The 20,927-nt window shown below is 66.2% G+C and carries 20 protein-coding genes; 12 read left to right on the top strand and 8 right to left on the bottom strand.

The window, feature by feature from the left end; all coding sequences use genetic code 11:
- Positions 1–157: 157 nt before the first annotated feature.
- From Q0982_RS22125 to Q0982_RS22110, 4 genes are all read right to left on the bottom strand, one after another.
- Positions 158–1,801 (bottom strand): GMC family oxidoreductase, encoded by a 1,644-nt coding sequence (locus Q0982_RS22125; protein WP_299399851.1) that lies wholly within the window; start codon positions 1,799–1,801, stop codon positions 158–160.
- Between the two features lie 97 nt (positions 1,802–1,898).
- Positions 1,899–3,437, bottom strand: coding sequence for a tripartite tricarboxylate transporter permease (locus Q0982_RS22120; protein WP_299399849.1), 1,539 nt, complete (start codon positions 3,435–3,437; stop codon positions 1,899–1,901).
- A gap of 4 nt (positions 3,438–3,441) precedes the next feature.
- Entirely contained in the window at positions 3,442–3,897 is a 456-nt protein-coding gene (locus Q0982_RS22115) for a tripartite tricarboxylate transporter TctB family protein (protein WP_299399847.1), read from the bottom strand.
- Between the two features lie 134 nt (positions 3,898–4,031).
- Positions 4,032–5,021, bottom strand: coding sequence for a tripartite tricarboxylate transporter substrate binding protein (locus Q0982_RS22110; RefSeq protein ID WP_299399845.1), 990 nt, complete (start codon positions 5,019–5,021; stop codon positions 4,032–4,034).
- A 218-nt stretch (positions 5,022–5,239) separates the two neighbouring features.
- On the opposite strand from Q0982_RS22110, the gene Q0982_RS22105 reads away from it, so the two are divergent.
- The 3 genes from Q0982_RS22105 to Q0982_RS22095 are packed head-to-tail and all read left to right on the top strand — an operon-like array spanning position 5,240 to position 8,477.
- Positions 5,240–5,953 (top strand): response regulator transcription factor, encoded by a 714-nt coding sequence (locus Q0982_RS22105; RefSeq protein ID WP_299399843.1) that lies wholly within the window; start codon positions 5,240–5,242, stop codon positions 5,951–5,953.
- Between the two features lie 59 nt (positions 5,954–6,012).
- Positions 6,013–7,428, top strand: a complete 1,416-nt coding sequence (locus Q0982_RS22100) for a sensor histidine kinase (protein WP_299399841.1) — start codon at positions 6,013–6,015, stop codon at positions 7,426–7,428.
- On the top strand, positions 7,428–8,477 hold the full coding sequence (locus tag Q0982_RS22095; protein ID WP_299399839.1) for an ABC transporter substrate-binding protein: 1,050 nt from the start codon (positions 7,428–7,430) through the stop codon (positions 8,475–8,477). Before Q0982_RS22100 ends, Q0982_RS22095 begins: the two co-directional genes overlap by 1 nt.
- Here Q0982_RS22095 and Q0982_RS22090 read toward each other — a convergent pair.
- A complete protein-coding gene (locus tag Q0982_RS22090; RefSeq protein ID WP_299399837.1) occupies positions 8,474–9,160 on the bottom strand; it encodes a flavodoxin family protein in 687 nt (228 codons plus the stop codon). The two genes, Q0982_RS22095 and Q0982_RS22090, sit on opposite strands and share 4 nt — an antisense overlap.
- A 353-nt stretch (positions 9,161–9,513) precedes the next feature.
- Here Q0982_RS22090 and Q0982_RS22085 point away from each other — a divergent pair, with 353 nt between their 5' ends.
- The 5 genes from Q0982_RS22085 to Q0982_RS22065 all read left to right on the top strand — a co-directional run bounded on the left by Q0982_RS22085 (position 9,514) and on the right by Q0982_RS22065 (position 13,329).
- Positions 9,514–10,137 carry an RNA polymerase sigma factor gene (locus tag Q0982_RS22085; RefSeq protein ID WP_299399835.1) on the top strand — a complete coding sequence of 208 codons (624 nt, stop codon included), beginning with the start codon at positions 9,514–9,516 and terminating at the stop codon, positions 10,135–10,137.
- The gene (locus tag Q0982_RS22080) at positions 10,134–10,457 is read left to right on the top strand and encodes an anti-sigma factor (protein ID WP_299399833.1); all 324 of its coding nucleotides are present in this window, start codon (positions 10,134–10,136) and stop codon (positions 10,455–10,457) included. The genes Q0982_RS22085 and Q0982_RS22080 overlap by 4 nt, the downstream gene beginning before the upstream one ends.
- 268 nt (positions 10,458–10,725) lie before the next feature.
- Positions 10,726–11,469, top strand: a complete 744-nt coding sequence (locus tag Q0982_RS22075; protein WP_299399831.1) for an acetoacetate decarboxylase — start codon at positions 10,726–10,728, stop codon at positions 11,467–11,469.
- Between the two features lie 40 nt (positions 11,470–11,509).
- Positions 11,510–12,292: a 3-hydroxybutyrate dehydrogenase gene (locus Q0982_RS22070; protein WP_299399829.1), complete on the top strand. Its 783-nt coding sequence runs from the start codon at positions 11,510–11,512 to the stop codon at positions 12,290–12,292.
- Positions 12,289–13,329, top strand: coding sequence for a patatin-like phospholipase family protein (locus Q0982_RS22065; protein ID WP_299399827.1), 1,041 nt, complete (start codon positions 12,289–12,291; stop codon positions 13,327–13,329). The genes Q0982_RS22070 and Q0982_RS22065 overlap by 4 nt, the downstream gene beginning before the upstream one ends.
- A gap of 135 nt (positions 13,330–13,464) precedes the next feature.
- Here the strand turns inward: Q0982_RS22065 and Q0982_RS22060 are convergent, their stop codons facing one another.
- Positions 13,465–13,995, bottom strand: coding sequence for an EF-hand domain-containing protein (locus Q0982_RS22060; protein ID WP_299399825.1), 531 nt, complete (start codon positions 13,993–13,995; stop codon positions 13,465–13,467).
- 219 nt (positions 13,996–14,214) lie between these two features.
- Here Q0982_RS22060 and Q0982_RS22055 point away from each other — a divergent pair, with 219 nt between their 5' ends.
- From Q0982_RS22055 to Q0982_RS22045, 3 genes are all read left to right on the top strand, one after another.
- Positions 14,215–14,937 (top strand): response regulator, encoded by a 723-nt coding sequence (locus Q0982_RS22055; protein ID WP_299399823.1) that lies wholly within the window; start codon positions 14,215–14,217, stop codon positions 14,935–14,937.
- The gene (locus Q0982_RS22050; protein WP_299399821.1) at positions 14,937–16,424 is read left to right on the top strand and encodes an ATP-binding protein; all 1,488 of its coding nucleotides are present in this window, start codon (positions 14,937–14,939) and stop codon (positions 16,422–16,424) included. Before Q0982_RS22055 ends, Q0982_RS22050 begins: the two co-directional genes overlap by 1 nt.
- Before the next feature lie 87 nt (positions 16,425–16,511).
- On the top strand, positions 16,512–18,092 hold the full coding sequence (locus tag Q0982_RS22045) for an alkaline phosphatase family protein (protein WP_299399819.1): 1,581 nt from the start codon (positions 16,512–16,514) through the stop codon (positions 18,090–18,092).
- A gap of 159 nt (positions 18,093–18,251) precedes the next feature.
- Here Q0982_RS22045 and Q0982_RS22040 read toward each other — a convergent pair whose 3' ends face one another.
- Both Q0982_RS22040 and Q0982_RS22035 read right to left on the bottom strand, forming a co-directional pair.
- Positions 18,252–19,577: a mechanosensitive ion channel family protein gene (locus Q0982_RS22040; RefSeq protein WP_299399817.1), complete on the bottom strand. Its 1,326-nt coding sequence runs from the start codon at positions 19,575–19,577 to the stop codon at positions 18,252–18,254.
- A 199-nt stretch (positions 19,578–19,776) separates the two neighbouring features.
- Positions 19,777–20,013, bottom strand: coding sequence for a hypothetical protein (locus tag Q0982_RS22035; RefSeq protein WP_299399815.1), 237 nt, complete (start codon positions 20,011–20,013; stop codon positions 19,777–19,779).
- Positions 20,014–20,266: 253 nt separating this feature from the next.
- Here Q0982_RS22035 and Q0982_RS22030 point away from each other — a divergent pair.
- The coding region (locus Q0982_RS22030) for an MFS transporter (RefSeq protein ID WP_367575455.1) at positions 20,267–20,927 on the top strand (661 nt) is incomplete at its 3' end.

Below are 20,927 nucleotides of genomic sequence, written 5' to 3'. Positions count from 1 at the left end.
AGACGGCGCCAAGTGTCCCATCCTTCGAGGCTGCGCTTCGCTCCGCACCTCAGGATGAGGACGGAGTCCCTTGCCTGCTTCCCGCCTCATGCTGAGGAGGGCCGGCAGGCCCGTCTCGAAGCATGGGACGCCGGAGATTCCAGGACTCCCGCTATGGTCAGGCGGCCGAGGCGGCGGCGGCGCGCCGGTCCTCGCGGATCATGTCGGCGGCCTTCTCGGCGATCATGATGGTGGGGGAATTGGTGTTGCCGGAGGTTATCGTCGGCATGACCGAGGCATCGGCGATCCTGAGCCCCCCGAGGCCCCGGACCCTGAGCCGGGCGTCCACCACCGCCCGGTCGTCGCCGCCCATCCGGCAGGTCCCGACCGGATGGAAGATGGTGGTGCCGATATCCCCGGCAGCGCGCGCCAGCTCCTCGTTGCCCTCGATCTCCGGCCCGGGCATGTACTCGCGCGGGCGAAAGCGCGCCAGCGCCGGGGCCGCACAGATGCGGCGGGTCAGGCGGATCGCGGAGGCCGCCACGGCGCGGTCGCCGGGCGCGGTCAGGTAGTTCGGCTTGATGACCGGCGCCGCGCGGTAGTCGGCACTGCCGATATGGATGCTGCCGCGGCTTTCCGGGCGCAGGTTGCAGACCGAGGCGGTGAAGGCCGGAAAGTCGTGCAGCGGCTCGCCGAACCTGTCGAGGCTGAGCGGCTGGACGTGGTACTGCAGATCCGGCGTCTCCCGCGCCGCGTCGGACCTGACGAAAGCGCCCAGCTGGCTGGGCGCCATGGCCAGCGGCCCGCGGCGAAACAGCAGGTACTCCACCCCCATCAGCGCCTTGCCGATGAGGCTGCCGGCGCGCTGGTTCAGGGTGACTGTGTTTTCCACCTGGAAGATCATGCGCATCTGCAGGTGGTCCTGCAGATTCTCCCCAACATCCGGCATGTCGTGGGCCACGGCGATGCCCTGGCTCTGCAGCAGCGCGCCCTGGCCGATGCCCGAAAGCTCCAGAAGCTGCGGCGAGCCCACGGCGCCGGCGGCCAGGATCACCTCGCCGCGGGCGGTGGCGCGCCGCGGCTGCCCGGCCTGGGCGAAGTCGATGCCGGTGACCTGCCGGCCCTCCAGCACCAAGCGCTCGGCCTGGGCATGGGTGAGGACCGTGAGGTTGGGGCGCCCGGCAACCGGATGCAGAAAGGCCTTGGCGGTGTTCCAGCGCACGCCCTTCTTCTGGTTGACCTGGAAATAGCCGCAGCCCTCGTTGTCCCCGCGGTTGAAGTCCTCGGTCGGGGGGATGCCGGACTGGGCCGCGGCTTCGCGGAAGGCATCCAGGATCTCCCAGGAGAGGCGCTGTTCCTCGACGCGCCACTCCCCTTCACCCCCGTGATGGTCGTCGCCGCCCTGGAAGTGATCCTCGGAGCGCTTGAAGTAGGGCAGGACCTCGTCCCAGGACCAGCCGACATTGCCCGCCTGGCGCCAGGTGTCGTAGTCGCGCGCCTGGCCGCGCATGTAGATCATGCCGTTGATGGAGGAACAGCCGCCCAGCACCCGCCCGCGCGGATAGGCCAGCGCCCGCCCGTTCAGCCCCGCCTCCGCCTCGGTCTTGAAACACCAGTCGGTGCGCGGCGTGTTCATGGTGTAGAGATAGCCGACGGGGATGTGGATCCAGTGCCAGGAGTCCTTGCCGCCGGCCTCCAGCAGCAGCACCGAGACGTCGGGATCGGCGGAAAGCCGGTTAGCCAGACAGCAGCCGGCCGAGCCCGCGCCGACGATCACATAGTCATAGGTTCCGGCGTCCTGCCGCTCCGTCTCCGCCGCCATAAGCCGGTCCCGCCCCTGTGAAGTCTCTTCGTTGTTGGAGCGGGACTATAGCACCGGGGTACAGCCCCCCGTCAGCCCCTGCCATGAGTCCCTGGCGTCACCCCCCCTCGCCGGCGGTTTCCTTGCGGCGGGCCAGGGCGGCGGTGATCTTGGGGCCGATCATGGGCACGAAGAGCACCAGCGCGGCGATGATCAGGATGGAAAGGGTCAGGCCGCGCTCCCACAGGAAGGACCAGCTGTCGTTGTAGATCGACAGGGCGCGGCGCAGGTTCTCCTCCATCATCCCGCCCAAAATGAAGCCCAGCAGCATCGGTGCCATAGGGAAATCGAGCAGCCTGAGCGCCACCGCCACCACGGCGAAAAGCACCATCAGGTGGATGTCGAAGGTGTTGAAGGAGACGAAGTAGACGCCGATCAGCGAGAAGAACACGATCATCGGCAGCAGCACTGTCGAGGGCACGGCCAGGACCCGCGCGATGTAGGGGATCAGCGGCAGGTTCAGCACCAGCAGGATCACGTTGCCGATGTACATCGAGATGATGACCGACCAGAAGACCTCCGGGTTGCGCTCGAAGAGCTGCGGGCCCGGCTGGATGCCGTAGGAAATCAGCGCTCCCAGCATGATCGCCGTGGTGCCGGAGCCCGGGATGCCCAGGGTCAGCAACGGCACGAAGGAACCGGAGCAGGCCGCGTTGTTCGCTGTCTCCGGCGCCGAAAGGCCGCGCACCGAGCCCTTGCCGAAGAGCGCCCCCTTCTTTGGCCCGGCGAGGCGCTGCTCGATGCCGTAGGCGAGGAAAGAGGCGATGGTGGCGCCCGCCCCGGGCAGCACGCCGACGAAGAAGCCGAGCACCGAGGAGCGGCCGATGACCGGCGCCATTTCCTTGATCTCGGACTTTTCCACCTTCATGGAGCCGAGGTTTTTCTGGGCCTCCATCTCCCGCAGGCGGTCGGCGTCCGACTTCGGCCGGATGATTCCCATCAGCGCTTCGGAGAGCGCGAAGGTCGCCATCGCCAGCAGCAGGAAGGAAATGCCGTCGGCCAAGTCGATCATGCCGAAGGTAAAGCGCGGCACGCCCATACTGGGGTCGCTGCCCACCGTCGCCAGCATCAGGCCGACCACGGTCATCAAGAGCGCCTTGATGACGTTGCCCTTGCCGGCAAAGGCCGCCACCGCCGTCAGTCCCAGCACCATCAGCGCGAAGTAGTCGGTCGACTGGAAGGCGCGCGACACCACCGCCAGCGACGGCGCGGCGATGAGCAGCAGGATGGCGGCGATGGTGCCGCCGGAGAAGGAGGAATAGGCGGCGATGGCCAGCGCCTTGCCGGCCATGCCCTGGCGCGCCAAGGGATAGCCGTCGAAGGCGGTCGCCACCGTACCGGCCACACCCGGCGCGTTGATCAGGATCGAGGAGGTCGAACCGCCGAAAATGGCGCCGTAGTAGACACCGGCCATGAGGATCAGCCCGGTGGCCGGATCGAAGCCGTAGGTGATGGGAATCATCAGCGCGATGGCTGAGATCGGCCCCAATCCCGGCAACATGCCGATGAAGGTGCCGACGAAACAGCCGACCGCCACCATCAGCAGGTTGATGGGCGAGGCGGCGGTGGTCAGGCCGGACCAGATGCCTTCGAGCATGGCCTTACTCCCCCAGGAACTCGGGCCAGGGCTCGATGAAGACCCCCAGCACCTGGGTCATCAGCGCCCAGAACAGAACCACCAGCGGCACCGAAGCCACCAGGATGACCCAGAGCCGGCGCTCGCCCAGCACCACGATGCTGCCGATCAGAAAGAGGCTCGTGGAAATCAGGAAGCCGACGGGCCGGACGGTGAAGCCATAGGCGATCATGAGCAGGCAGATCAGCGCAGCGCGGCGCCATTGAAAGCCGGTGAGCACAAGCTTTTCGGAACTGGATGGGCGCAGCAGCGCCAGCACCGAAAGGCCGATGCCCAGCACGGCCAGGATCTCGGGGATCGTCTGTCCGGTCATGGCGGAGGACGCCTGAAAGGGAAGCACCCTGATATCGTCGATATGCAACCAGTAGAAGAGGCTGAAGACGAGCATCAGCAGGGCGCCGATGCGGTCGCGGGTCAACATGTCCAGATCCCCCCATCCGGCTCACGCGCCGGAAAACTGTGCCGGGCAGCACCGGCCTGCGGCAAGGAGAAATGGGGGAGCCGGGGTCCGGGGGCTCCCCCTTCTCGGATACTTCCGGAACGCGCCTCAGGCGCTTACAGGAAGCCCAGTTCCTTCATCAGATCGCCGATCTGCTTTTCCTGGGTCTCCAGGAAGCCGACAAACTCCGCATCGGGGTTGTAGATGTTAACCCAGCCGTTGCGGGCACGGACGGTCTCCCACTCCGGCGTGTCGTACATCTTCTTCAAGGCGTCGACATAGGCGGCCTTCTTTTCCTCCGAGAGACCGGGGGCGGCAAAGAAGCCGCGCCAGTTCACGAACTGGGTGCCCTTGGAGCCGGCTTCATCGCAGGTCGGCACGTCCGGAGCCGCGTCCAGGCGATCCATGGAGGTGACGCAGAGAATGCGCACCTCACCCTGCTTGGCCAGCTCGATGGCCTCGCCGAAACCGGTGGAGAGTGCCTTGATCTCGCCGGAGAGCAGGCCGGCCATGGCCTTGCCGCCGGCATCGTAGGGAATGTACTTCACCGCGGTGGGCTCTGCCCCCGTACCCTTCATGACCAGGGCGGCGACCAGATGGTCCATGCCACCGGCAACCGAGCCGCCGCCGATGGCGACGTTCGTGGGATCGGCGTTGTAGGCCGCAACCAGGCCGGCGAAATCCTGAACGTCGGAATCCTTGTTCACCACCATGGCCGCATAATCGCCGATGGTCGAGGCGATGGGCGTCAGATCGCGGAAGGACTGCGGGAAGACGCCCTGAAGCGAGCGGATGACGATCGGCGTGGAGTTCACCATCAGGGTGCCTTCCTGCTTTTCCGCCGTCTCGATCAGGTGGGCGATGGCCTTGCCGCCGCCGCCGCCGGACATGTTCTCATAGGATGCCGAACCGACCAGCCCCGCCTTGGTCAGGGCCTCGCCGGTGCCCCGCGCGGTGCCGTCCCAGCCGCCGCCGGCGCCGCCGGGGATCAGGAAGTGCAGCTTGTCGATTTCTTGCGCCTGGGCCGAAGCCAGACCGAGGGACGCGGCCAGAGCAGCACCGGCCGCCGCCGCAAAGGCGCGGCGGGTCATGGGAAACTTTCGCATTCTTTCCTCCCAATGCATTATCGACGGGTTGATTGCCCGCCTTACCCGAAGAGGACCATAGCGCGGGAACCTGACGCCAACCTGTCGCGATACTGCCAGGCAAATACGCCTAATCGGCCAGGAGATCGACCGGGGGATCGACCGGGGGATCGACCGGGGGATCGACCGGGGGATCGACCGGGGGGCGTGGCGGCAAAAAAGAACGAAGGGGCCCGCTTTTGAGGCTGCTCTTAGTGGAGGATAACGAGGATCTGGGCGACGCCCTGGACCGCCATTTCCGCGGCAGCGGCCATGCGGTCGACTGGGCCCGCAGCGCGCCGGAGGCCGAAGACTACCTGCGCGCCGAGGCCGGCGGCTACGACCTGGTGATCCTGGACATCATGCTGCCCGGCGGCGACGGCCGCGAGATCCTGCAGCAGATCCGCGCGCGGGAGGACGATCTGCCGGTGCTGATGCTGACCGCGCGCTCCCAGGTCACCGACCGGGTGCACCTGCTCGATCTCGGGGCCGACGACTATATGACCAAGCCCTTCGACGTGGCCGAGCTGGACGCGCGCTGCCGCGCCGTGGTGCGCCGCCGCCACGGGCAGTCTCAGAGCCTGGTTCAGGTCGGTGCCCTGGAACTGGACGCCGCGGCCTCGCGGGTAACCGCCGACGGCCAGCCGCTCGACCTGCGCAGCCGCGAACTGCGGCTGCTGGAGGTGCTGATCGCCCAGCCCGGCCAGGTTTTCAGCAAGGGCCAGTTGATGGACAAGCTCTTCGGTCTGGCCGACGATGCCAGCGAAAATGCGATCGAGGTCTACATCGGGCGGCTGCGCAAGAAGATTCAGGACAGCGGCGTGGTGATCGAGACGGTGCGTGGGCTGGGCTATCGCCTGCGCGAAGCCGTACAAGAAGACGCCCGCGAGAAGACGCAGAGGCAACAGCCGTGACCTCGATCGGAACGCCTTCCCCCTCAAAGCCGGCCTCATCAAAGCCGGCCTCACCGAAATTGGGGGGCGCGGGCGCCACCTGGTCGCTGCGCCGCCGCCTGCTCGGCCAGCTCCTCCTGGTTTTTTCCGGTCTGGCTGTCCTGCTTTACCTCTCCGTCCAGGCGGTTGCCGGGCGCGCGGCCGATGCGACGCAGGACAACATCCTGGGCGCCTCGGCTATTGCCATCGCCGAGCAGGTGCGTGTTGCCGAGGGAGAGATCATCGTCGACCTGCCATACGCAGCGCTGGAGATGCTGGGCCTTGCGGGCGAAGACCGGGTCTTCTACCGCATCGCCGACGGCCGCGGGCAGGTCATCACCGGCTATGGCGACCTTCCCGGCGGCACAGCGCTGCCGCTCAGCGAAGAAGCGCCGGTCTTCTTCACGCAGCAGTACCGGGGCGATACGGTAAGGACTGCCACGGCGCGCCGTTCGATCCTCACCGGCAGCGGGCGCGAGACCGTGCTGATCACCGTCGCCCAGACCCGCGAAGCCCACGGTGCGCTGACCACCAGCATCGCGCTGTCAGCAGCCGCGGTGGGCGGCGGCTTCCTCGCCCTGGCGGGCCTGCTGGCCTGGATCGCCATCGCCCGGGCCCTGAAACCGGTGCAGGAGATCGAGCGCGCCATCGCTGCCCGGGCCTCCGACGACTTCTCGCCGCTCGAAACCGCTGCGCCGCGGGAGATCCTGCCACTGGTCGATGCCATCAACGCCTTCGTCGAACGCCTGCGCCTGACCCTCGACACCAGCCAGCAATTCATCGCCGAGGCGGCCCACCGGATCCGCACGCCGCTTGCCGCCCTTAAGGCCCAGGCAGAGGTGAGCCTGAAGGCCGGCGCCGGGGCAGCCAGCGACGAAAGCCTGCGCCGCATGGTGCGCGCCGCCGACGAGACCTCGCAGTTGACCACCCAGCTTCTGACTCAGGCCATGGTGGCCTACCGGGCCGAGCGGGCGCAGCGCCAGAGCCTGTCCCTGGCGGCGCTGGCCCGCACCGCCGCCCGCGACCTGGAGGTGGCCGCCGAGATGCGCGGTATCGATTTCCGCATGAACCTCGACGACGCTGCCCGGATCGAGGGCGACGAGATCGCCCTGCTGGAAGCGATCCGCAACCTCCTGGACAACGCCATCAAGTACGGGCCGCCGGACGACTTCGTCGCCGTCACGGTGACAGCCGGCCCGGCGCCGGAGATCTGCATTGCCGACCACGGACCGGGCGTGCCGCGCAGGGACCGCGATCTGGTCTTCGAACGCTTCCGCCGCGGCAGCGTCGGGGCGGAGACCCTGGGCTCCGGGCTCGGGCTCTCCATCGTCCGTCAGGTGATGCGCGCGCACCGCGGCCGGGTGCGGTTGGAGGAGAATGTACCGCAGGGCCTGAAAGCGCGCCTGGTCTTTCCGCCGGCGCGCTCCCGCAATCCGTCCAGAGAGGCCAGTTCTTAATGCGTTGTGCGGTTCTCACGGCGCTGATCGCGCTTTTCGCCCTTCCGCAAGCAGCACAGGCGATCGAGATCGAGCAGATCCGCAACTATCCCGCCCTACAGGAGGGAACGCCGCGCAGCCTGCTGCATGTCGTCGGCACCACCGATGCCGATGCCATGGACGGCCTGGTGCGCGCCTTTCGCGCCCAGCAGCCGGACGTCGCCATTGTCTACCACCAGGCCACCAGCGTCGACGTCTACCGCGCCGTGACCGAGGCGGAGACCGCTGACGGCGAGCCCTACGACCTGGCCATCTCCTCGGCCATGGACCTGCAGATCAAGCTGGTGAACGACGGCCATGCCCGGCTGCACCGCTCCGCCGCCACCGCCCGGCTGCCACGCTGGGCGAGCTGGCGCGAGCGCATCTTCGGCTTTACCCGGGAGCCGGCGGTGATCGCCTACGACAGCCGCGCCTTCGCCGCTGCTCCGCCGCAGTCGCGCTTCGAACTCCTCAGCCTGCTGCGCAGCGAGGAAGGGCGCTTTGCCGGACGGATCGCCACCTACGACCCGAAGGTCAGCGGCCTCGGCTACCTCTTCGCCACCCAGGACAGCCTGCAGTCGGAGACCTATTGGCGGCTGATGGAAGTCTTCGGCAACCTTTCCGCCCGGCTGTCCTGCTGCTCGGGGGAGATGCTGGACATGCTGGAGGCCGGCCAGATCACGGTCGCCTACAACGTCCTGGGCTCCTACGCCCAGGCGCGGCGGGACGCCGGGGCACCGATCGCCATCGTCTATCCGGAGGATTACACCCTCCTGATGGTGCGCACGGCGCTCATTCCCACCACCAGCGACAACCCCGGCGACGCCGGCAGCTTCATCGACTTTCTCGTCTCGCCGGAGGGCCAGCGCGTCATTGCCGGCGAGGTGAGCCTGGCCCCGGCCCTGCCGGAAGGCGACGACGGCGCGTTGATTCCGGTGCGCCTCGGCCCCGGCCTGCTGGTCTTCCTCGACGGCATGAAGCGCCGCGCCTTCCTTTCGGAGTGGGAAAGCGCGGTGACGGAGCGGCGCTAGCGGTATTCCGGATTGGGGTAGTCGAAGCGACAGCCGGCGTCCCAGAGGGAGCGCTGGTTGCCGTGCACGGGGAAGCCGCCGGCATCCTTCAAGAGGCGCGCCAGGTGCATCACGTTCCAGGTGAGGAAGGTGGTGTTGCGGTTGGTGAAGTCGTTCTCCGGCCCGCCGGAGCCTTCGTCCATATAGGAAGGCCCCGGTCCCGCCTCGCCCAGCCAGGCGGCATCGGCCTGAGGCGGGATGGAATAGCCCAGGTGCTGCAGCGAATAGAGGATGTTCATGGAGCAGTGCTTGGCACCGTCCTCGTTGCCGGTCACCAGGCAGGCCCCCACCTTGCCGTAGTAGGCGTACTGGCCGGCTTCGTTGAGGTCGCTGGAGGAGGCATAGAGCCGCTCGATCACCTTGGTGCAGACAGAGGACTTCTCGCCCAGCCAGATCGGCGTGGTCAGCACCAGGATGTCGGCGGCCTCGACCTTGGCATAGATCTCCGGCCAGGCGTCCTTGTCCCAGCCGTGCTCGGTCATATCCGGATAGACGCCATAGGCGATGTCGTAGTCGACCGGGCGCAGCGCCTCGACACCGACACCGCTCTTTTCCATGATCGCGCGGGAGATGTCGATGAGCCCCTGGGTGTGGGAGAGGCCCGGGCTGGGCTTCAACGTGCAGTTCAGGAACAGCGCCTTCAAACCGCTGAAATCCCATGTTTTTTGATCACACCAGCTTTCTTGAAGGTCGTTCAGCATGGTCCGCCGTCCCTTTCCCAGTCGATCTGATTAATGCGGGGGAATCCCCGGCTTGATGCACCGGCTCTGTGGGCGGTTACAGTAACATCGCAGCCCCGCGGCATCGCAACACCTCAACACCGCAAACCCGGAACACCGCAAACCCGGAACACCGCAAACCCGGGCCGGGAACGACGACGGCCGCAGATCCCGGCCATGGCCTGACGCAGCTAATCAGCCTGGGCTGTTTTCTCCACCGGTCTTGCGGGCTAGGCTGTCCGGCGGGGTTAGTCAATGAGCCGAGACGGCGGACCGGGGTGGTGTTGCAGAAAGAGCCGGGGGGCGACGGGCCTTTCAACGACGAGGAAGACCTCCTGGCGGGCCTGAAACGCGGGGAGCGTGGTGCGGTTTCCCGCTTCGTCGCCGACAACATCGGCCGCATGCGGGCCGTGGCGGCGCGCCTGGTCAAGGACGAGGATCTGGCCGAGGACTGCGTTCAGGAGGCTTTCATCAAGGCGCTGAAGAACATCGACCGCTTCGAGGGCCGCGCCAAACTGAGGACCTGGCTGCACCGCATTACGGTCAACGAGGCGCTGATGGTGCTGCGCAGCCGCAAGCGCCTTGCGGAAGATCTCATCGATCCTCTGCTGCCCGACTTCGACGAAAATGCCTGCCGTCTGGAAGCACCCTGGCCGAAACGCCTGTCAGCAGAGGATATTCTTAGCCAGGCGGAGCAGCGTGCGCTGGTGTTGTCGAAGATCGACGAGCTGCCCGAGAGCTACCGTATCGTGCTGGTTCTGCGCGACATCGAAGAGCTTGATACGGCAGAGGTGGCCGAGGCTCTCGGTATTACGGAGGGCAACGTGAAGGTGCGCCTGCACCGCGCCCGCTCCGCGTTGAAAAAGCTCCTCGAGCCCCTTCTACGGGGAGAAGCGCCATGACGCCCAGCTACGGAAGCAGGGCCTTGCGCTTCATGAAAGGGCTCATGCTGCGCAACCTGCCCTTGATGATCACCTGCCGGGAGTTCGAGGACTTCCTTCTCGACTACCTGGAGGGCAACCTGCCGCGCGGGCAACGCAGGATCTTCGACCTTCACCTGGCGATCTGCCGCGAGTGCCGCGACTATCTGGCGGCCTACAAGGAGACCATGGCGCTCGGAAAACGGGCCTTCGACGACCCAGCGGCTGTCCTGCCACAGACTGTGCCGGAGGACCTGATCACGGCGGTTATGGAGGCGCGGCACCCGGATTCCGAGAAATAGCCCGGGGACCCCTGTCATCTGACTGTCATTGAACCCCAATCCGGGGGCCAGCAGGCCGGAAGCCGTTGTATCGGGCGTTGCGCCAGGCTTGAATACCGGATGTAACCCGGCATGCGGCTCTGCCATCTGACTTGCCGCCGGCACAATCCATCAGAAGCCCGTGCTCCCAAGGCGGGCCGCAGAAGGAGGATCTTGCCCTTCGGAGCGCCCGCGGAACGTCCGCGGGACCCTGACGTTCGACTTGATGCGCCTGTTATGGGAGATCCCGATGACACCCGATGAGATCCTGGCCCTGCCGTCGATGCCGCCGGGCAATCCGAGCTATCCGACCGGTCCCTACCGCTTTGTCTCGCGCGAGTACTTCGTGATCATCTACGAAAGCGATCCCGAAGCGATCCGCCGTCTGGTGCCGGAACCGCTGGAGCCCGACGGCTCCGGTCAGGTCTACTACGAATGGATCAACATGCCCGACAGCTCGGGGTTCGGCTCTTACGTGGAGTCCGGCGTGGTGATCCCCTGCCGTTTCCAGGGCGAGGCGGTCAATTACACCGCCATGATGTTTCTGAACGACGAGCCGCCGATCTCGGCAGGTCGTGAGATCTGGGGATTTCCAAAGCGCTGGGGAGAGCCGCATTTGCGCGTGGAGACCGACACCCTGACCGGTAGCCTGCACTATGCCGGCCAGTTGGTCGCCCTCGGCACCATGGGCTACAAGCATGAGAACCTCATCAAGGACCCCGCCAAGCGCAACGAGGCCCTGAAGAAGACGCAGGTAAACCTGAAGCTGCTGCCCTGCGTGACCGGCAAGCCCCTGGTCGCCCAGCTCGTCGCATACAATCTGGAAGACATCGACGTGAAGTTCCACTACGGCGGGCCGGCGCGCCTGCATCTCGTTCCCCATGTGAATGCCCCGGTGGCGGACCTGCCGGTCCGAAAGATCGTCGGCGGCCGCCATTACAAAGCGGATCTGACGCTGCCCTTCGGCCGCGTTGTCCACGACTACCTCGCCTAAGCGCCGGTTCGGCGCCCTTACCTTTCAGGAGTAAGCACCCATGACCCAAGGCAAAAACGCCATCATCACAGGATCCACCAGCGGCATCGGCCTGGGTATTGCCGAGGCCATGGCGGCGGCCGGCATGAACGTCATGCTCAACGGTTTCGGCGATGCCGGAGAAATCGAGGCCCTGCGCAGCCGCCTTGCCGAGAGCCACGGCGTGAAGGTCGCCTACAACGGTGCCGACATGACCAAGCCGGAGGAGATCGAGGCGCTGGTGAAAGAGACCGTCAGCACCTTCGGTCAGGTGGACGTGGTCGTGAACAACGCCGGTATTCAGAACGTTCAGCCGATCGAGGAGTTTCCGACCGCCAAGTGGGACGCCATTCTGGCCATCAACCTGACCAGCGCCTTTCACACCATCCGCCTGACCCTGGGCGACATGAAAGCACGGGGCTGGGGTCGCGTGATCAACCTTGCCTCGGCTCACGGGCTTGTCGCCTCGCCCTTCAAGTCGGCCTACGTCGCGGCCAAGCACGGCATGCTGGGGCTCACCAAGACGGTGGCGCTGGAGGCGGCCGAACACGGTGTCACGGTGAACGCCATCTGCCCCGGCTACGTGCTGACGCCCCTTGTCGAAAAGCAGATTCCCGATACCGCCAAGGCGCGGGGGATCAGCGAGGAGGCCGTCGTGAAGGACGTCATTCTCGGCGGGCAGCCGACCAAGCAGTTCGTCACCACCGAGCAGCTCGGCGGCCTGGCGGTCTTCCTCTGCACGGACGCTGCCGCGTCGATCACCGGCACCGCCCTGCCGGTGGACGGCGGCTGGACCGCGCAATGAACGCCGCCGCCGGGAAAGGGCGGCGCTCCATCAATCTGGCGCTCCAGGGTGGCGGCGCGCACGGCGCCTTCACCTGGGGCGTTCTGGACCGCGTCCTGGAGGACGACCGCCTGCAGATCGAGGCGATTTCCGGTACCAGCGCCGGCGCCATGAATGCCGCCGTGGTTGCCGACGGCATTATGGAGGGTGGGCCTGAGGGTGCGCGCCGCTGTCTGCGCCGTTTCTGGAAAGCGGTCAGCGATGCCGGACGTTCAAGCCCGATCCAGCGCAATCCGGTCGACGTCTTCATGGGCAACTGGAGCCTCGACACCTCGCCCAGCTACCTGTTCTTCGACCTGCTGGGCCGCCTGGCATCGCCCTATGAACTGAACCCCCTCAACCTCAATCCCCTGCAGGATCTGATCGACGAGACGGTGGACTTCGCGCGGGTGCGGAGCTGCGATCGCATGAAGATCTTCATCTCCGCCACCAATGTGGAGACCGGGCGGGTCAAGGTGTTCGACCGCAAGCAGCTGACCGCGGACATGGTCATGGCCTCGGCCTGCCTGCCCTTCCTGTTCCAGGCGGTGGAGATCGACGGTGTGCCCTACTGGGACGGCGGCTACATGGGCAATCCGGTGCTCTTCCCCTTCTTCAACAATTGTCTTTCCAGCGATGTCGTCATCGTTCAGCTCAACCCGGTGATGCGCAAGGGGGCGCCCCGCTCGGCCCGGGAGATCCTCAACCGCGTGAACGAAATCACCTTCAATTCCAGCCTGCTGCGGGAGTTCCGCGCCATCAACTTCGTCTCGCGCCTGCTGGACGAGGGCAAGCTGGACCCGGCGGACTACAAGCATGTCCTCGTGCACCGAATCGAGGGCGAAGACGAAATCAAACCGCTCGGCGCGTCCAGCAAACTGAATGCGGAGTGGGTCTTTCTGCAGCACCTTTTCGAGATCGGCTACCGCCGCGCCGATGCCTGGCTGGAAGAGAACTTCGACCACCTCGGCGAGCGCGCCACCGTCGACCTGCCGGCCATGTACCAGGGGGAGACCTGAGACCGGAAAGCAAAGGAACCGCGCGACGGCGGTGACGCCACGCTGTCTAAGGGGAAACAGCGTGGCGTCTGGCGCCAGAGAGCTCATGGGGAGAGGGGGGCAGCCCCCGGGCGCCTTGAGACCGGTCCTTCCGCCTTACGAACGATCGTCTTCGTCGTGGTCGTCGTCATCCTGCCAGCGGCCGCGCTTGAAGTCGGAGCGGTCGATGACCCCGTCCTCGTTGCGGTCCATCCTCTGCATGGCTCTGTCCAACGGCCGGTTCACCTCGGCCAGGGTGATCTGCCCGTCGCCGTCGGCGTCGAACCGCTGAAAGCCGTCAACCATGCGCTCGCGCATGAAGTCGAGCCAGAGGCCTTCGAACTCCGCCAGGCTCAGCGCCTGATCGTTGTCGGTATCGAAGGTGGCGAAGCTGTTGTCGCGCACCTGCTCGATCTCGGCACGGCTGACGGCGCCATCGTTGTTGCCGTCGAAGTAATTCAGCATCATGCGCATGCCGCCGCGACGGCCATGCCCGCTGAAGCCGTGCCCGCCGCCGTAGGCCTGCTGACTGAACTGGGCGGGGCCACCGTGGCCGCGCCAGCCGTCGGAGGCCTTGGCAACGACACCGGCGGCGCCGAGGGAAAGAACAACAGCACTGGCAACGGCGATTTTGGTAGCCTTTTTCATCGAGAACATCCTCACTTCTGGTCTTTCGGGATCATTGGGCTGCTCTCTAGATAAGCCCCGGATGTCGCAAAAGTTCGCCAGCCCCGCGGCCTCTCTGTCGCAAGCGGTGTCAGAAGCGGTCGTTGACACACTTCGTTACACTTTTTCCGGGCCCCCGGCGCCGTGCCGCCCTATAGGTATTCGTGAAACTGTTGCAAACCCGGGCATTGATCAGGACCGATGGAGCCAACACCGCACATCCTGGTGGTCGACGACCACCGCGACATCCGCGACCTTCTGGGCAAGTACCTGGCCAAGAACGGGCTGCGGGTGAGCCTGGCCGAAAACGCTGCCATGGCCCGGCGCCTGATGAGGGCCGCGGCCATCGACCTGGTGGTTCTGGACATCATGATGCCGGGGGAGGACGGCCTGGCGCTCTGCCGCGACCTGCGCGCCACCTCCACGGTACCGGTGATCCTGGTGACCGCCATGACCGAGGAGATGGACCGGGTGGTGGGCCTTGAGATCGGCGCCGACGACTACGTCACCAAACCGTTCAATCCGCGCGAGCTTCTGGCGCGCATCAAGGCCGTGCTCCGGCGCAGCAACGCCGTGCCCCAGGCGCGCGACCGCCTGCCGGAGGGGCGCCTGCGCTTCGACCGCTGGCTGCTGGATCCGGAACGGCGCGAACTGCTCGCTGAGGACGGCCTCGCGGTGCCCCTCAGCACGGCGGAATTCAACCTGCTCTCCGCGTTCCTGAAGCGCCCGGGCGTGGTGCTGTCGCGCGAACAGCTGCTCGATCTGACCAGCGGCCGGGCGGCGCAGGTCTTCGACCGCAGCATCGACAACCAGGTCAGCCGCCTGCGCAGGAAGATCGAGGCCGACCCGAAGCAGCCGCGGCTGATCAAGACGGTCTGGGGCGGCGGCTATCTCTTCGCCGCCTCAGTGGGGGAGGGAAGCTAGTGCGCCTCATCCCGCGCAGCCTGGCCGGGCAGCTCATTGCGCTGCTGCTGATCGCCCTGGTTCTGTCGCAGGTGGCGACCCTGCTGATCCTCGCCGACGAGCGTCACTTCGCCCTGCGCGCCGCCAGCCGCGATCAGGTGCTGGCGCGCACTGCCGTTCTCGTGCGGCTGCTGGAGCAGACGCCGCCGCATCTGCATGACGGACTTCTCGCCGCGGCCTCCTCGCGCCGGCTCTTCTACAGCGTCTCGACGGAGAGCACCGTGGCGCCGGGCCCCGGCGGCCGGATGGAACGGCGCCTTGCCCAACGCATGGGCGATCTCATCGGCGACGGACGCGACGCCCGGGTGCGCCTGGTCGCCCGCGAGCCCTGGTCGCTGCGGAACTGGCAGGAACACCGCCGCTGGAGCCGCAACGACGACATCCGGCGGGCTTCAGGCGACTATGAGGATGATGAGGAAGACGACGACGATCATCACCGCCATGTTCGGCGTCTCAATCTGCCCGTCAGCTTCCTGGCTTCGGTGCCTTTGACCGATGGGCGCTGGCTGAATGCGGAGACCGCCTTGCCGCAGCCGCCCCGGGGCTGGACCTGGTTCCCCCTGCTTTCCATGGGCATCATGGCTCTCGCCATTCTGGCCATCGTCATCTTTTCCGTCAGGCGCATCACGCGGCCGCTGCGCGCGCTTTCCGGCGCCGCCGAACGCCTGGGCCGCGGTGAGACCCTGGAACCTTTGGCCGAGACCGGACCGGCGGACGTGCGCCGCACCACACGGGCCTTCAACGCCATGCAGCAGAGGCTGACCCGTTTCGTCCGGGACCGCACGCGCATGCTGGCCGCCATCAGCCACGACCTGCGCACGCCCATCACCGCGCTGCGGCTGCGCGCCGAGTTCGTGGAGGACGCGGAAACCCGCCAGAAGATCCTGGAAACCCTGGAAGAGATGAGCGGCATGATCGAAGCCGTCATCGGCTTTGCCCGCGACGAAGCCACGGCGGAGGCCACGCGGCGCGTCGACCTGGTCGCCCTGATCCAGAGCCAGATCGATGATCTGGCCGACCAGGGCGAGAAGGTCACGTTCCAGACCGCGGGCATTGAGGGCACGCTCAGCTATGGCTGCCGCCCCACCGCCCTGAAGCGCCTGCTGCACAACCTCATCGGCAATGCGCTGCGCTATGCCGGTGCGGCCCGTGTCTCGCTGATCCGCGAAGACCAGGCTCTGTTCATCACGATTGAGGACGAGGGGCCCGGTATCCCAGCCGAACACCTGGAGCAGGTCTTCGACCCCTTCTTTCGGATCGAAGGATCGCGCAGCCAGGAGACCGGCGGGGTCGGGCTGGGTCTTGCCATCGCCCGTTCCATCGCCCACGCTCACGGAGGGGATCTGGTTCTGGAGAACCGGCCGGAGGGCGGGTTGCTTGCGCGGCTGACCTTGCCGGCCGAGGCGGCTGAGAAAAGACACGGTACAAGGCCCGGACACACGCCCTGACGCCGCAGAGCTGTCACAAAACGGCCGCCGATCGGCGTTACTCTTGTATCTTTGTCTTTGTTTTCGCCAAGGGGAGTCGTTTCTGTGATGGGCAAGTCTGTTCTTTTGATTGTCGTGGATCAGTGGCGCGGGGATACCCTGGCCCATCTGGGCCATCCCCATGTGAAGACTCCCAACATCAGCCGCCTGGCGGCCCGCGGCACCACCTTCCGCAATCACTACTGCCAGGGCGTGCCCTGCGGCCCGGCGCGGGCTTCGCTGCTGACCGGCACCTACCTGATGACCCACCGGGTGGTGCGCAACGGTGCGCCGCTGGATGCCATGCTGACCACCCTGCCCCGCGAACTGCGCCGGGCAGGCTACGACCCGGCCCTGACCGGTTACACCACGACGACCCCGGACCCGCGCTTCACCGCCGCCACCGATCCGCGCTACCGGTCCAACGGCGACCTGATGGACGACTGGCGCGTCCTGCGCTCGCTGACGCCCAACAAGGACCCCTACTTCTCCTGGCTGCGGCAGCTGGGCTATGCGGTTCCGGAGAACCAGGAAGACCTCTGGAGCCCGGAGCTGCGCGCCGAGTCCGTGGAGGGCCGCCTCGACCTGCCCTCCCTCATCATGAGCCAGCACAGCGACACCGCCTGGATGACCGATGGTGCGCTCGACTATCTGCGCCATGCCCGCGGCCGCCCCTGGTTTCTCCACTACGGCCTCTATCGGCCGCACCCGCCCTTCTGCGCCTCCGAAGAGTACTTGAAACTCTATGACGCGGCGGCGCTGGACGGACCGGTCCGCGCCGGCGACCGCGCCGCAGAGGCGCAGCAGCATCCGCTTCTGCGCATGCTGTTGGACCGGATCAATCAGAAGAAGTTCATGCAGAACAGAGAAGGGCCCGCTGCCGCGCTGGACGAAAGCGAGATCCGCCAGGTCCGCGCCCACTACTACGGCCTGATCACCGAGGCCGATCACAACATCGGCCGCGTCCTGGACGAACTGGAAGAGAGCGGCGAGATCGACAACACCCTGATCGTCTTCACCTGCGATCACGGTGAGCAGCTCGGCGATCACCACCTGCTCGGCAAGACGGGATACTTCCGCGAGAGCTATCACATTCCGCTGATCGTCTGCGATCCGGCGGGCGATCCGGCCCAGCGCGGCGCAGTGGTGGAGGCCTTCACCGAGTCCGTCGACGTGATGCCGACGATCCTCGAGTGGCTGGGTCAGCCCGTTCCGCGGCAATGCGACGGCCGTTCCCTGCTGCCGTTCTGCGCAGGCGAGCAGCCGGAGCGCTGGCGTGACGGCGTGCTCTACGAATTCGACTTCCGCGACGTGCTGGACCCGAGCGTGGAACAGCGGCTCGGCATCGAGATGGACGCCTGCAATCTGGCGGTCTACCAGACCGAGCGCTGGAAGTACGTCCACTTCGCCGCTCTGCCACCCCTGCTCTTCGACCTGGAGAACGATCCCCACGAGCTCGACAACCTGGCCGGCGATCCGGCCTTTGCGGAATTCGTCGCAGAGATGGCGCAGCGCATGCTGTCCCGCCGCCTGGCCCATGCCAACCGCAGCCTGACCGGCTACTTCGCCGAAGGCGGCCTGCATCATCGGGTCGGCGGCGTTGCGATGCCGGTCGGCGAACGGGAGCACCTCCCGCGCGCCGCAGAGTAGAGGGCCGCAGAGTAGAGGGCCGCAATCGGGTGGTGGCCTAAGGAAGGCGCAGGCCGGCGGAAAGGATCACCGGGCCGCTCGGCCCCGCGCCGGATCGCCCCAGTCCAGCATCGGTTCCAGCACCGGTTCCGGCATCAGGTCCGGCATCAGGTTCCGGCATCAGGTTCTGGCAGGCTGCGCCCGGGTCTCCAGCGGGACCGCGTCCTTGATGATGATATGACGGTGCGGATAGGGGATCTCGATGCCGTGCTGCTTGAAGGCATCCCAGACCGCCAGAAGCACCTGGCCCTTGATGTTGGCCACACCGTCCTGAGGATCGGTGATCCAGAAGCGCAGCACGAAGTCCAGCGAGCTGTCGCCGAAGCCCGTCAGGTGGCAGACCGGCGGCTGGTCCCGCGCCACCCGTTCCGGCGCTGCCGCGGCTTCACGGGCAATCCGGCGAACCTCGTGCGGATCGCAGCCGTAGGAAACGCCGAAGGTGATCTCCATGCGCACGAGTTCGTCGGTAAAGGACCAGTTCACCACGTGCTGGGTGATCAGATCCTCGTTGGGGATCAGATACTCCTTGCCGTCGCGGGTGACGACCGAGACGTAGCGCGCCCCCAGGGATGAAATCCAGCCGAAGGTCGGTCCCAGCTCAATGACATCGCCCGGCTTGATCGACTTGTCGAGCAGCAGGATGACGCCGCTGATCAGATTGGAGACCACCTTCTGGAGGCCAAAGCCGATGCCGACACCGACAGCACCGGAGAACAGCGCCAGGGCCGTCAGATCGATTCCGACCGAGTTGAGCGCGATGACGACCGCCAGGGTGATCAGGGTGATTTTCAGCAGCTTGCCGAGCAGAACCTGCACCGAGGGCGTGAGGTCGGAGACACGGTTGATCCGCTTCTCCAGAAAGCGGGACAGCGCCGCGGCGCCCCAAAGAAAGACGGCCAGCGTCAGCACACCCTTGACGACCGTCAGCAACGAAACCCGCAACTCGCCAAAGGCGATCGCAAGTGAATCCAGCAGGGCAACGGTCGGATCGAGCAGTTCGGTGATGTTGAGGGCCGCGATGGTCCAGGCGCAGACCGCGAGGGTCTTTGCCAGCGCGGGATTGCGCACGAAAGTGGTGAAAAGGCGGATGACCACCCAGGCCGTCAGCAGGCTGGCAACGACACTCAGCAGATAACTGCGGCTCGGCCAAGTGCTCTGCTGCATGATCCCGATGGCCAGCCACAGCATGATCAGGTAGATCAGCGGCGTCAGGACTGCAGGCAGCGACCTCACCTGCGCGGCAAAACGCGGAGGAATGGCCGTGCGCTCGAGCCATGCTGCCACCACCGGGCGCAGGCGGCGCCCGAGAATGGCGGCGATACCAAACAGGATCAGGAGGACCACCACCTGGAGCAGCGACCAGAAGTTGGCCACGTCGTGCAGAAACCAGTCGGCAAGGGCCTGAAGCTCAGCGGTGATCCGACTGTGGTCGAAAAACTGTTCCATTGGCTGTGTCCTTCTCCTGCAACCCCGCCTCCTGCAACCCCGCCTCCTGCAACCCCGCCATCATAACCGGGGCCGGACCACGCAAGTCCACGCGCGGGCTGCAGCCGGAATCTGGCAAAAACGGATGGCGCAAGCGAAGGCGGCGCCGGGATGAAACCAGACCCCACTGCCGAAGTGGCTCGTGTGACCCCACTCTCCACTATGACAGAAGGGGCAGCCAACCGGTCTGAATAGAGGCGCCGGGAAACTGATGAACCAGAACGTTCCCGGGAATGCTGCTCCGGGCGTTGTGCTCTGCTGGCCGGCTGCAGCCGGGGTTGCGCAGGTGCCCGTCGCTCACGGCGTAAATCAGACCGTGGATCTCCAACGGCTGACCACGGTTCCAGGCATCCTTGATCATCGGGGTCTCGGCGACCCGCTCGTCGGTCGACAGCAAGCCCCGGCCACCAATCCAGCGGGCTCCGGCTGCCCGCGCGAGCCCTTGGCCTTTGAAACAGCATTTTCTAATGCTCTATAGATATCAATATAATCAATATCTTAAAGTTATTGACGTGCCTGGAAGATTTTTATTGAACATCGTTCATTTCGACCCTAAATAAATGAACGATGTTCAATTAACCGTTTGGCCCAGGGGGTTCGGCGGTTCCGGCCAGCGGCCGGCGCCGCAGCAACGCAACAGGGGAACTGTCATGGTCGCGTCGATTCTGCAGAGCCGCAATTTCCTGCCGCTGTTCTGCGTCCAGGCCTTCGGGGCTTTCACCGACAACCTGCTGAAGAGCGCCTTTGCCTTCCTGGTCGCTTTCCAGGGGCTCTCCCTCTTCGGCGCGCCGCCGGCCATCTCCCTGATGATCGGCACCGCGGCCTACGTTGTGCCGCTGCTGCTGTTCTCCGGCAGCGCCGGCAGGCTGGCCGATGCCTGCGACAAGGCGACGATCGTACGGGTCACAAGGCTTGCGGAGATCCCCTTGGCGCTGCTCGCAGGCGCCGCGCTCTTCACCGGCAACTCCGCCCTGGTGCTGCTGGCCATGTTCGCCTACGCCAGCCAGTCGGCCTTCTTCAGCCCGGCGAAGTACGCGATCCTGCCGCAGCACCTGCCCGAGGACCGGCTGATCAAGGCCAACGCGCTGGTCGAGGCCTCGACCTTCGTTGCGATCCTCGGCGGCACCCTCTTCGGCGGGTTCCTGGCCGCCAAGGGCCTGATCGAAGGGGTCGTCGCCTGCCTGCTGGGCATCGCGATTGCTGCCTCCGTCATCGCGCGCTTCGTACCCAGCGCGCGCCCGGCGCCGGATGCCGCGCCCTATCGCTTCGCCCCGCTGCAGAACACCCTCTCGGCGCTGCGCACCGTGCGCG

The organism is Pelagibius sp. (genome assembly GCF_028281305.1).
Taxonomy (GTDB): Bacteria; Pseudomonadota; Alphaproteobacteria; order Kiloniellales; family Kiloniellaceae; genus Pelagibius.
This window is presented reverse-complemented; position numbering and strand designations above follow the sequence as displayed.